The sequence below is a fragment of the Rhizobium sp. C104 genome (assembly GCF_022354505.1).
Lineage (GTDB): Bacteria > Pseudomonadota > Alphaproteobacteria > Rhizobiales > Rhizobiaceae > Rhizobium > Rhizobium redzepovicii.
Genome location: NZ_CP092352.1, coordinates 383,166 through 394,587 on the forward strand (window position 1 = coordinate 383,166; position 11,422 = coordinate 394,587).

General features: G+C 59.9%; 10 protein-coding genes and 1 pseudogene. 9 read left to right on the forward strand and 2 right to left on the reverse strand.

The window, feature by feature from the left end:
- The first annotated feature begins 118 nt into the window (after positions 1–118).
- The 5 genes from MF410_RS29895 (at position 119) to MF410_RS29915 (ending at position 5,612) form a co-directional block, all read left to right on the forward strand.
- Complete coding sequence (locus MF410_RS29895; protein WP_183854174.1) at positions 119–1,102, forward strand: autoinducer 2 ABC transporter substrate-binding protein; 984 nt, start codon at positions 119–121, stop codon at positions 1,100–1,102.
- 128 nt (positions 1,103–1,230) lie between these two features.
- Entirely contained in the window at positions 1,231–2,745 is a 1,515-nt protein-coding gene (locus MF410_RS29900) for a sugar ABC transporter ATP-binding protein (protein WP_183854175.1), read from the forward strand.
- On the forward strand, positions 2,738–3,769 hold the full coding sequence (locus MF410_RS29905; protein ID WP_097629435.1) for an ABC transporter permease: 1,032 nt from the start codon (positions 2,738–2,740) through the stop codon (positions 3,767–3,769). The genes MF410_RS29900 and MF410_RS29905 overlap by 8 nt, the downstream gene beginning before the upstream one ends.
- Positions 3,766–4,752 (forward strand): ABC transporter permease, encoded by a 987-nt coding sequence (locus MF410_RS29910; RefSeq protein WP_239621017.1) that lies wholly within the window; start codon positions 3,766–3,768, stop codon positions 4,750–4,752. The genes MF410_RS29905 and MF410_RS29910 overlap by 4 nt, the downstream gene beginning before the upstream one ends.
- 11 nt (positions 4,753–4,763) lie before the next feature.
- A complete protein-coding gene (locus tag MF410_RS29915; RefSeq protein WP_097629457.1) occupies positions 4,764–5,612 on the forward strand; it encodes a sugar phosphate isomerase/epimerase in 849 nt (282 codons plus the stop codon).
- A gap of 113 nt (positions 5,613–5,725) precedes the next feature.
- Here the strand turns inward: MF410_RS29915 and MF410_RS29920 are convergent, their stop codons facing one another.
- The gene (locus tag MF410_RS29920; protein ID WP_239621018.1) at positions 5,726–6,763 is read right to left on the reverse strand and encodes a class I SAM-dependent methyltransferase; all 1,038 of its coding nucleotides are present in this window, start codon (positions 6,761–6,763) and stop codon (positions 5,726–5,728) included.
- Positions 6,764–6,994: 231 nt separating this feature from the next.
- On the opposite strand from MF410_RS29920, the gene MF410_RS29925 reads away from it, so the two are divergent.
- The 4 genes and pseudogenes from MF410_RS29925 to MF410_RS29940 all read left to right on the forward strand — a co-directional run bounded on the left by MF410_RS29925 (position 6,995) and on the right by MF410_RS29940 (position 10,226).
- A complete protein-coding gene (locus MF410_RS29925; RefSeq protein WP_131710551.1) occupies positions 6,995–8,941 on the forward strand; it encodes an EAL domain-containing protein in 1,947 nt (648 codons plus the stop codon).
- Between the two features lie 94 nt (positions 8,942–9,035).
- Positions 9,036–9,125, forward strand: a pseudogene (locus MF410_RS29930) (type II toxin-antitoxin system RelE/ParE family toxin); the annotation flags it as partial.
- A gap of 160 nt (positions 9,126–9,285) precedes the next feature.
- Complete coding sequence (locus MF410_RS29935) at positions 9,286–9,603, forward strand: hypothetical protein (RefSeq protein ID WP_097629439.1); 318 nt, start codon at positions 9,286–9,288, stop codon at positions 9,601–9,603.
- A gap of 29 nt (positions 9,604–9,632) precedes the next feature.
- On the forward strand, positions 9,633–10,226 hold the full coding sequence (locus MF410_RS29940; RefSeq protein WP_239621019.1) for a general stress protein: 594 nt from the start codon (positions 9,633–9,635) through the stop codon (positions 10,224–10,226).
- A 175-nt stretch (positions 10,227–10,401) separates the two neighbouring features.
- Here MF410_RS29940 and MF410_RS29945 read toward each other — a convergent pair whose 3' ends face one another.
- The gene (locus MF410_RS29945; protein ID WP_054185432.1) at positions 10,402–11,391 is read right to left on the reverse strand and encodes a substrate-binding domain-containing protein; all 990 of its coding nucleotides are present in this window, start codon (positions 11,389–11,391) and stop codon (positions 10,402–10,404) included.
- Positions 11,392–11,422: the final 31 nt, after the last annotated feature.

The window sequence follows — 11,422 nt, forward strand, 5'->3', positions numbered from 1 at the left end:
GGAGGAGGCGAGACGGGAGGCAAGGGTATCCCTCGCCAAGAAGCAACCAGGAGCAACCTTGCCGCAAAAGCGGCAGGGGGTCGTCGTTCGCATGGGCGACCTTTGAGGAGGAGTGAGGATGAGGAAACTTATCATAGCGGCATTGGCTGCATCGCTGTCGCTTGCCGGCGCGGTCGCCGCGTTTGCGCAGGACGCGCCGAAGGTCGGCATTGTCGTCAAGATCGGCGGCATTCCATGGTTCAACGCAATGGAGGCCGGCATCAAGGAGCAGGGTCAGAAACTGGGTGTCGATGCCTTCATGATCGGGCCGACCAGCGCCGACCCGGCCCTGCAGGTGCGTGCCATCGAGGACCTGATTGCTCAGGGCGTCAAGGTGATCGGTGTGGTTCCGAACGACGCCAAGGTGCTCGAGCCGGTGCTTTCCAAGGCGCAGGCGGCCGGCATCAAGGTCATTACCCATGAATCTCCTTCGCAGAAGGGTGCCGACTGGAATTTCGAGCTCGCATCATCCACCGGATTCGGCGAAGCGCATGGCAAGCTGCTCGCCGAAAAGATGGGCGGCAAGGGCGAATATGCCGTCTTTGTCGGTTCGTTGACCGTCCCATTGCACAATGCCTGGGCCGATGCCGCAATTGCCTATATCAAGGCGAATTATCCGGACATGAAGCTCGTCGGCGATCGTTATGGCGTTGCGGAAGACGTCGACAAAAGCCGCTCGACAGCGCTCGACCTGATTGCCGCTCATCCGGATCTGAAAGGCTTCCTCGCCTTCGGCAGCCAGGGTCCGATCGGCGCTGGGCGCGCGGTCGAAGAACGCCGCAAGACAGGCAAAATCTTCGTCCTCGGCCCGTTCTCACCCGGCCAGGGCCAGAAGCTGATCAAATCAGACGCGATATCGGGCGGCTTCATGTGGAATCCGAAACAGGCCGGCGAAGTGTTCGTCACGCTCGCCGATCGGCTGATCAAGGGCGAGAGCATCAAGGAAGGCGACGACATTCCAGGTCTCGGGGTTATCAAGCCGGCCGGCAACGACATCATCGTCGACCAGTTGCTGCCGATCAACAAGGACACGGTCGACGACCTGGCCGCAATGGGTCTCTGAAAGAGATCCCCTCCCCCGGTGTCGGGCCGGTCCATGCCGACCGGCCCGACATTCGGCAAAGAAGGCGGTATCCGGCCAAGGCCGGGGCCATCGACCCTTCATGGCATTCGATCGGACAGGCAACCGGCATGAGCACGGCAACGGATGAGGGCGTGAGAGCCCCGCCTCTTCTTTCGCTCCGCGGCATCAACATGACATTCGGCGGCGTGAAGGCGCTGAAAAACGTCTCCTTCGAGGTTTTGCCGGGCGAGGTGCATTGTCTGGCCGGGGAGAATGGTTCCGGTAAGAGCACGCTCATCAAGGTTATCTCCGGCGTGTATCGGCCTGCCGAGGGCGCCGAGATCGTCTTCGACGGCGAGACGATACCCCACATCACGCCAGGCATGGCCCAGTCCCGCGGCATCCAGATCATCTGGCAGGACCTTGCGCTCTTTCCGGAAATGAGTGTGGCGGAAAACATCGCCTTTCAGACGCTTTCCGGTTCGCGCCCGCGCTTCGTCAACTTTGGCGCGATCCGGACGATCGCGGAGGGTGCGCTTGCTCGGCTCGGCGTCAGCCTCGAGGTCGACAGACCGCTGAAGGACTTCGCCATCGCGCAGCGCCAGATCGTGGCGATTGCCCGCGCGCTGGTCGGGCAGGCCCGGATCGTCTTCATGGACGAGCCGACCGCCTCGCTCACCCAAACGGAGACCGATCATCTGCTGGCAATCGTCCGCACCCTATCGGCTTCGGGCGTTGCCGTGGTCTTCGTCAGCCATCGTCTTGCGGAAGTGCTGGAAATCTCCTCACGCATCACGGTGCTGCGCGATGGCGCGCTCGTCGGGGTCTTTCCGGTGGAGGGCATGACACAGTCGAAGATCACCGAGCTGATGACCGGGCGGACCTTCGATCAGAACGTTCGCGCCAGCGACCGATCGCAGAACCCGATCATGCTCTCCGTCAGCAAGCTTTCCCGGCCTGGCGAGTTCGAGGAGATTTCCTTCGATCTGCGCCGTGGCGAGACGCTCGGGATCACAGGATTGCTCGGCTCGGGCCGCACCGAACTTGCGCTTACGCTGTTTGGCATGCGTCGGCCGGCCGCCGGCACGATCAAACTGGAGGGAAGAGCGGTGCATTTTGCGTCCAACCGCGAGGCGATTGCGGCCGGCGTCGCCTATCTGTCGGAGGACCGTCTTTCACTCGGTCTCAACCAGCCGCAATCCATCGCCGACAATCTGGTCATGGCCTCGCTCAACCGCATCCTGAGCGGCCGGCTGATTTCGCCCGATAAGAAGCACGCGCTCGTTGCCGGCTGGATTGCTGATCTCGGCGTCAGGATCGGCAAGCAGGACGATGCGATCTCGACGCTTTCGGGCGGCAACCAGCAGCGCGTCGCGATCGCCAAATGGCTCGCCACCGATCCCAAGGTGCTGATCCTTGACGCTCCCACCGTTGGCGTTGATGTCGGCGCGCGCGCCGGCATCTTCGAAATCGTTGCCCGTCTCGCCGACGCTGGGCTGGCAATCATCCTCATCTCGGACGAGGTGCCGGAGGTCTATTTCAACGCCGACCGGATCATTCACATGGAAAAGGGCCGCATCGCCGGCTGGCACGATCCGCGCACGACCACACTGAAGGGCCTGGAGGCGGCCATCTATGCGTAAGCTGTTCCTGTCCTATACGACCGAATGCGTGCTCATCGCCGTCATCATCGCGATGAGCATCTTCCTGGCGTTTGCGACCGATCGTTTCTTCACACTCGGCAATGCCTTCGACCTGCTCAATATCAGCGCCGTCAACATCATCTTCGCCGTCGGCCTGCTCGTGGTGCTGATATCAGGCGGGATCGACATCTCCTTCGCCGTCGCCGCCTCGATCGTGCAATATCTCACCGTACTTGCGCTCGAGCGGATCGGCGGGGGTGGCTGGACCTGCGGCTTCCTGATCGCGGCAGGCATCGGCATCGTGCTCGGCCTGATCAACGCTTTCCTGATCCACCGTTTCCGCATCATCTCGATCGTCGCGACAATCGCGACCTTCAACGTCTATTTCGGCCTGCTGATGTTCTTCACCAAGGGTGTATCGCTCTACAATCTGCCCGATTGGCTGACCGCGCGCGTGGTCATTTACGAGCGGGAAATGGCCGACGGCAGCTGGGCGGAAATAACGCTGCCCGTTCTCGTCATGGCCGTCTGCACGCTCGCCACCTGGCTCTTCATTACCCGCACGACGACCGGCCGGCAGCTCTACGCCTTCGGCGACAATCCTGACGGCGCGCGCCGCTTCGGCATCAATATCGGCGCCATGCAGTTCATCGCCTTCGGCTGGCTTGGACTGATGGCGGGCATCGCCGGGCTCATGCAGGCGCATTACGCACAGGAGGTGGTGCCGAACGCACTTTATGGTCGCGAGCTCGATGTCCTGGCTGCCGTGGTGCTCGGCGGCGCGCGGCTGGGCGGCGGCAAGGGCTCCGTGCTCGGTTGCGTGCTGGGCGTGCTGCTCGTTTCGATCACCCAGAACGGCCTCAACCTAATGGGCGTCTCGCCCTTCGCCTTCAAGATGATCGTCGGGGCGATCATCCTCGTTGCGATCACGTTGTCGAGCGCCCGCATCGGCGCGCTGGCGCCAGTCTTTGGGGGCCGCATGTCGACCGACGGCCAACCTGCGGCAAGCGGAGAAAAGCGATGAACACCCTCGCAGCCCGCTTCAACGCCATCTTCGGGGCTGATATGGCCGGTCCGCTGGCCGCGCTGGCGACCGTGCTGATAGTCTTCGGTTTCGCCTCGCCACATTTCCTGACGGGCGCAACCTTCGGATCCGTCGCCTTTCAGCTTCCCGAGCTCGGCATCCTAACGCTTGCCATGCTGATGCCGATCCTCACCGGCGGCCTGAATCTGGCGATCACCTTCACTGCCAACATGGCGGGCCTGACGCTTGCCTGGACGCTGCAAGCCAAAGGCGGGATCGATGCCGGCCCGATCGCCTTCCTGCTCGGCTCGCTGCTGGCACTTGTCGTCGGCGCGGCAAGCGGCCTGGTCATGGGCCTCGTCATCGCCTTTACCCGCGCCCATCCGATCCTCGTTTCGCTTTCGATGATGATCTTCCTGCGTGGCCTCGGCGAGTTCCTGACGCGCGGCGGCGATATTTCGGGTTTCCCAACCTTCATCGCTCCCATCGGCCACGGCAGCATTCTCGGCATTCCTATACCGTTGTTGATCCTGATCGCCTGCGTGATCGCCAGCCACATCCTGCTCGCGCGATCCGAGCTCGGTTTTTCCACCTATATGATCGGCTCCAATATCGAGTCCGCCCGCTATTCAGGCATCAATACCCGCAAGGTCCTGGTGCTTGTCTACATGCTCTCCGGCGTGATGGCTGCCGTGGCCGGCATCATCATGCTTGCGCGCTTCAATTCGGTACGCGTCGGCCATGGAGAGTCCTATCTGCTGATCACCGTACTCGCCTGCTTCCTCGGCGGCATCAATCCGTTCGGCGGCTTCGGCCGCGTCCTGCCCGTCTTCGTGGCCCTCATCGTGCTGCAGCTTCTCTCTTCGGGGCTCAATTTGCTCGGCGCCAACCAGCATCTCACCACTGCCGTCTGGGGCATCCTGCTCATCGTCGTGATGGTGCTGCGATGGTTCTCGGCCAAGTTCATCACAATCGCGAAATAGGAGATATGACCATGCAGGGTTTCGGCGTCCACACTAGCATGTGGACCATGAACTGGGATCGCGCAGGCGCCGAGAAGGCAATTGCCGGAGCGGTGCAGTATAAAATGGACTTCATCGAGATTGCGCTGCTCAATGCGCCGGCTGTCGATGCCAGACACACCCGGGAGCTGCTTGGGAAGAGCAAGCTGCGCGCGGTCTGCTCGCTCGGCCTGCCGGAGCATGCCTGGGCATCCGTCCGCCCCGATGCGGCGATTGAGCACCTGAAGATTGCGATCGAAAAGACCGCTGAGATGAGCGCCGAGGCGCTGTCCGGCGTCATCTTCGGCGGCATTGGCGAGCGGACCGGCATACCGCCGACGCAAGGCGAATACGACAATATTGCCAAGGTGCTCGACGCTGCCGCAAAGCACGCGAAGAAGTACGGCATCCAACTCGGCGTCGAGGCCGTGAATCGTTATGAGAACCACCTGATCAATTCGGCCCAGCAGGCCGTCGACATGGTGGAGCGTGTCGGCGCCGATAACATCTTCGTTCACCTCGACACCTACCACATGAACATCGAGGAGAAGGGCGCAGCAAACGGCATCCTGGTTGCCCGCGATCACCTGAAATATATCCATCTTTCCGAAAGCGACCGCGGCACGCCAGGCTATGGCAACATTCCCTGGGATGCGATCTACGCCGCGCTCGCCGCAATCGGCTTCAACGGCGGACTTGCCATGGAAAGCTTCATCAACATGCCGCCGGAAGTGGCCTATGGCCTGGCCGTCTGGCGCCCCGTTGCACGCGATATGGAAGAGGTCATGGGAAGGGGGCTGCCGTTCCTGCGCAACAAGGCGGAACAATACGGCCTGATCTGACCCGGTTACCGCTATTGCTCATTGTTGCGGCCGAGCCCAGCTTCTCGGCCACTCCTTTTCCGTGCGCCGGCGTTGTTTCCCGCAACGCCATTGCCTTTCGGCCAACCTACTGCTTACGGCTGTCTTTCAATTTCGCAGTAGACAACGCTCCGATTCGTGCCCGGCCAGACAGACACTTTCAGATCCGCCCCAGCCGCGCTTTCACTGGCGATCAAGCCCATTTCATGTTCCGAGCGCAACAGCAGCGCCCAGTTCATAAATGTCTCCATATAGCCGTCGACATCCGTGGCCGGGGAGAAGTTGGCGAACAGGAATGTGCCGCCAGGCTTAAGCATGCTGACACACTTCTTCGTCAGCTTTATAGCGACAGCGTCCGGGAGATAATCATAAAGACCGGCCGCATAAACAAAATCGAACATGCCCAGCGCATGCCTCCCAGCAAGCAGGGATTTGACCGACCCGTTGAGCGCCTCGACCGACGTGCCGGCGAAATCGCGGGCGACTGTTCCAACACTCATCGGGTCCTGATCCAAAGCGACCCAGCGTTTGATTGCGCCGGCGCCGAGCGCGTGCGACAAAGGCCCCTCACGAAGATGCCCCGACGCGATGGCCAGGACTTCGGTGGAACCGGGCCGCGCTGAAGCGATTTCGTCGACGCGCCGCGCCAGAATGTCTCGACGCTCTCTTACTGCGACGGATGACGAAGCATTTCGAGTGTAGGCGTAGATCGAACGTCCCAAGGTGCTCGATGATGCGACATCGTCCTCGATCTCAGGCCTGCCGTAGATAAAGTCGAGAAGACGTGCGTCGCCGGAATAGCCGCGCGGCTTTTCAAACGACCAGCGGGTCAATGGATCCTGGTGCAGATAGTGAGCAACTGGATGAGATTGCGCGATCGGAACGATGACGTCCCACACCTCCGGATGAAAGCGGCGCCGTAATTGATGCAAGGCTTCGCTAAGCCGCTCGATGATCGCACGAGGCTCGACGCCGGATCTGAACTGACGGATCGACAGATCGAGGCTGACGGCAAGCTCGGCTTTCGCGACGATAAGGTCGCTGGGATTTGTCGCAGCAAACCTCCTTGCTGCCCGCCGAATTTCACCCGGTGCAACAAGACTTTCACCGTCCAAGACAAGACTTCGTGCCATTTCGAGACTCCCTTGACATAGCGTTAAGCATAATCAACCTCGAAATGGGATGCGACTAGAATCTGCACGGGATAAGGGTAATTCTACTATTGCGGGTCGGAACGTGCGCCTCTACGAATGTTAAGTAATAAGACAAACCGGTTGCAGGTTGCCGAACGTAATTTTGGAGGGCGCCCGAAGCATGGCTTACTTTTTAACTTCTTTAGATTGTAGTCAGGCTGGTATCGTTGCATGAGCGCGGCTGACGCTCCTGTGCAGCGCGACGAATCAACCGACAGCTTTTCGTTCGCCGAGGCCCGCAAGTCTCTGGAAACTGAAAATGATGCTGTCCGAAGGCGAAGCTCACGGCACGGTCTTTGGATCGCAGTCGCCGTCTATGTGGCCTTCGCACTTCCCGACCGATGGCTTATCCCCGATGTTGCGCCTGCGACGATCGCCGCGCGATTCGTCGTCGCAACGATTGCGCTGCTGGCTTTCGAAGCCTTGCGACTGGCCAAAGCAAAAACCGTCTGGCTGGACATCACATGCGCCTCCGCACTGCTTGCCGGATATTTGGGCTGGCTTTACCCGGCGATTGGCACCAGCGACGTCACCGCCATGTCGTACTACATGATATTTGGCGCCATCTTCATGATGGGCGCCAACCTGTTTTTCAGTTTCCCGTTTCGGCTTTCGGTGATCACTTCCAGCTTCGTGCTCGGCGCATTTTTCGTTACGATCGAGGCGTTTTTTCCTTCAAGCCAAACCTACAAGCTTGCCTTCGGGATGTTCTACATTTCGTGCTTCGTCTTCACGTCTTTCGTTAATTGGCGATTGAACGTGGAGCGTCGAAACGTGTTGCTGAACGCGGCGGAGGCCCGATATCAGCACTGGGAAGCGTCCGAGCGTGGACGATCACTGCTTGAGCTTTCAAACACCGACTACCTGACGGGCATAAGCAACCGGCGCGCCCTGGATCGGCGGCTCGACGAATGCTGGGCCGCCTGGAAAGACGAACGCCGCGACTTCGTCGTGTTGCTTATCGACGTCGATTTTTTCAAACGCTTCAATGATCGCTACGGGCATCAAGAAGGAGACCGATGCCTGACTGTCATCGCCAAAGTGCTGAAGGCCGTCGTAGAGTCGTCCGGTGGCATGATCGGCAGGTATGGTGGTGAAGAGTTTATCGTGGTCTTGCCGGTCGAAACTCCCAAGATCGCGATGAGCCTGGCCGAAAAGATCAGAATGGAAGTCGAGTTTCTTGCGATTGAGCACGACGGGCGACCGGATGACAGCCCAATCGTAACCGTCAGCATTGGCGTCGCCTTCACCCGCGACAAAGTTGGAGAGAAGGTCGAACGAATAGTGCGTGAGGCCGATCTTGCTCTCTACCATGCCAAAGCAAGCGGCCGAAACTGCATTCGCAGGTTTGATCCGCTGTTGCCTCGCCCGGACGATAATGCCGGTAAACTCGTCCCGCTGCTGACGGCCGCCATTGATCGCAAACTGGTCTCGCTCGTTTATCAACCGATCTTCGAGTTGACGAATGAGAAAGCAAGAGCTGTCGAGGCTTTGATGCGGCTTCGGATGCCGGACGGCACCGCGGTTTCGCCGAAAACATTCATTCCGGTTGCAGAGCGAACGGGTGCTATCCTCGAATTGGGCAAGTGGGCGATCGAGACGGCATGCCGTGACATTCTGATGACCGATCGCATGGCGACCGTCAGCGTCAACGTGTCGCCCATACAGCTGCGTTCCCCCGGCTTTGCTGCGAATGTCGCTGACATTCTTATTCGCTGCGGGGTCAGCGGATCGCGGCTGGCCTTGGAAGTCACCGAGGGCCTAGATATGGATATGCAGTCGGAGGTGCTTAAGTGCATTGCAGATCTGCGGACTCTCGGCGTCGAAATCTGGCTTGACGACTTCGGCTCCGGCTTCGCGGGCCTCTCCTGGCTGAGGGCGATCGAGTTTCAGACGGTGAAGGTCGATCGGACATTCCTGCACGACTGCTCCAACCCGCGCGGGTTGACGATGCTTCAGGACATGGTCGCTCTTATCCGCAATCGCGGGAATACGATCCTGGTGGAAGGCGTCGAAACGGCAGCACAATTGTCCCTGCTCAAGGATCTTCGCATCGACCGCGTCCAGGGCTATCATATGGGAATGCCGGTTAGCGCTGAACTTCTGAACGCGGCATAACCCGATCTCCAGGTTTCCAGAAGACCGTTCATCGCAGACTCGACGTTGTCCGCGATCTTGGGTCCGAACCGGTCCAAGACGCTGAAGGACTTTCGTGCCCAACCCTGGGGACGTAAAGCCGGTGGGCAAAGGCGTGAGTGAACTCCGCGTCAACAATGGCCGCCGCTATCGGGTCCATTTTGTCTACGAAGCAGTAAGCGATCGCAGAAAAACTTTTGCGAGTTCAATAGCAAATCAGGCAAAGATTCGCATTCGTGCTTTAAGTTCTGGTACGTGGAACGATTAGGGTCGGATGGGGTTTCGTGATCACGGATCTGAGAGGTTCGCCACGAGAGGAAATTCCCATGAACAAGTTCATTCTAGCCGCAGCGCTTCTGGGCGCTTCGGCATGGTCAGCCATGGCCCAGACGGCACCCGCAACGACAAGTGACGGCAAGACTCCGGCCATTGCAACGCCTGGGTCGAACAATGCGACCGCCCCGGTCGAAGGTGCCAACAGCTTCACCGAAGGGCAGGCCAAGGACCGCATCGAAAAGGCCGGCTATACCGACGTCAAAGACCTCAAGAAGGATGACAAGGGCATCTGGATGGCATCGGGGATGAAGGACGGCAAGGCCGTCATGATCGCACTCGACTACCAGGGCAACATCGTCGCCAAGTGACCCCAACAAATCCTTCAGGAGAAATGACTATGAGAACCGTAACTGGACTTTTCGACGATTATACCGACGCAAGCTCCGCGGTCAGCGCGCTTGAATCCGCCGGTATCCCTTCCAGCGACATCAGCATCGTTTCCAACAATGCCGACAGTCGCCACGGTGAACATTCGAATACAGGTGAAGGCGCCGGTACAGGTGCCGGCATCGGTGCAGTCGTCGGCGGCGCCGGCGGCCTTCTCACAGGCCTCGGTCTGATGGCCATCCCGGGCGTCGGCCCTGTCGTCGCAGCCGGCTGGCTGGCCGCCACCGCCGCAGGCGCCGCCGCTGGGGCAGTCGCTGGCGGTGCGACAGGAGGCATTATCAGTGCGATGACGAGTTCCGGCGTCTCTGACGAGGACGCGAATGTATATGCCGAAGGCGTTCGCCGGGGTGGCTCGTTGGTCACAGCCAGGGTTCAAGACGCACTTGTCCCGGAGGCGGAAGCGATCCTCAAGCAATCCAACTGGGTCGACCCGGTCGAGCGCCGAGCCGCCTACACCAAAGAGGGATGGACCAGGTTCGATGACGCGCTCGACCCCTATAGTCCAGAACAGGTCGCAAAAGAACGCAGCCGTTATCGCCTCTAGTCGCTATGGATGCGCGCGCCAACCGATGGGCGCGCGTTTCATGCAATAGACCGGCGAAGTGCGACAGCGGCTTCCGATCTGGTTGCTGGCAAACGCCGCGGCGATGCAAGCGCGCAACGAAGCGATTTGGTCCCACCCGGCTGGGCAGACGCGCCCAGCCGGGGAGCCTGGGACTTTATTTGCCCATCATCTGCTTGGCGTTTTCGGGCGTGATGGCTGTAGTATCGACTGTTACTGTCGGCTCAACAGACGATGCGCAGTCCAGCAATATCGACTTTGCCATGTCGATCGCCTCCTTCGCGCCGGTAGGATAGGTAAAGGTCGCGGACCAATCGCCCTTTGCGACTGCTTCAATTCCCCCGGCAGGCCCAGGCAAGCCATCGGTGCCGATGATCTTCACGCTTTTGCCGGCACCTTTGGCGGCAAGCAGAGCACCCGCCGCCATCATGTCATTGCTGGCATAGACCATCTTGATATCCGGATGAGCCTGCAGCATGGCTGCGAACGCCGTTTGTGCTTTATCCGGCAGCCAGTCTGCCGCCTGTTCTGCGACGATCTGGATTTTCGAATTGGCCTTCACGCCGTCTTTGAAGCCGTTGAGCCGCTCGACTGCGGGCGTCGAACTCGGCAGGCCCTCCAGCACGGCGGCCTCGCCGCCATCTGGAAGAAGTGTCTTGCTGGTATATTCGCCGGCTGCCAGCGCAATCTTGTAATTATCGCCTCCGATGAAAGCTGTGTAATCCTTGCCTGCTTCACCGTTCGTCTTGCGATCGAGTTCGATGACCGGGATACCCGCGTCCATTGCCCGCTTGACGGCGGGCGTCAGCGGAGCCGCCTCGAAAGGCGAGATCAACAGAAGATCGACCTTTTGGGTAATGAAATTGTCGACCTGTGACGTCTGAGTGTTGACGTTGCCCGCCCCGTCGGCGATCTGCAGTGTGAACTGCGGGACCGCCTTGGCGGCGGCTTCCAGTTCATCGTTGACGTGCTGGCGGTAGGGCTCCGCGTTGTTTGCCTGCGAGAAGCCGACAACGAATTCGCCGTCTTTGGCGCAAGCCTTCACAAGCGGATCGGCAGCCTGGGCCACGCCGGCAATACAAAGGCACGAACCGGCGAGAAGTGCCATGCGCCCGGCATTCGAAAATCGAAGTGCATTCTGTGTCATTACTTTCTCCTCCACATTGGTTCCGGATCCA

Excerpts from the sequence above, each read along its gene's own strand:
- MF410_RS29895 (WP_183854174.1), top strand. The coding sequence starts at position 119 with ATGAGGAAACTTATCATAGCGGCATTGGCTGCATCGCTGTCGCTTGCC.
- MF410_RS29900 (WP_183854175.1), top strand. The coding sequence starts at position 1,231 with ATGAGCACGGCAACGGATGAGGGCGTGAGAGCCCCGCCTCTTCTTTCG.
- MF410_RS29905 (WP_097629435.1), top strand. The coding sequence starts at position 2,738 with ATGCGTAAGCTGTTCCTGTCCTATACGACCGAATGCGTGCTCATCGCC.
- MF410_RS29910 (WP_239621017.1), top strand. The coding sequence starts at position 3,766 with ATGAACACCCTCGCAGCCCGCTTCAACGCCATCTTCGGGGCTGATATG.
- MF410_RS29915 (WP_097629457.1), top strand. The coding sequence starts at position 4,764 with ATGCAGGGTTTCGGCGTCCACACTAGCATGTGGACCATGAACTGGGAT.
- MF410_RS29920 (WP_239621018.1), bottom strand. The coding sequence starts at position 6,763 with ATGGCACGAAGTCTTGTCTTGGACGGTGAAAGTCTTGTTGCACCGGGT.
- MF410_RS29925 (WP_131710551.1), top strand. The coding sequence starts at position 6,995 with ATGAGCGCGGCTGACGCTCCTGTGCAGCGCGACGAATCAACCGACAGC.
- MF410_RS29935 (WP_097629439.1), top strand. The coding sequence starts at position 9,286 with ATGAACAAGTTCATTCTAGCCGCAGCGCTTCTGGGCGCTTCGGCATGG.
- MF410_RS29940 (WP_239621019.1), top strand. The coding sequence starts at position 9,633 with ATGAGAACCGTAACTGGACTTTTCGACGATTATACCGACGCAAGCTCC.
- MF410_RS29945 (WP_054185432.1), bottom strand. The coding sequence starts at position 11,391 with ATGACACAGAATGCACTTCGATTTTCGAATGCCGGGCGCATGGCACTT.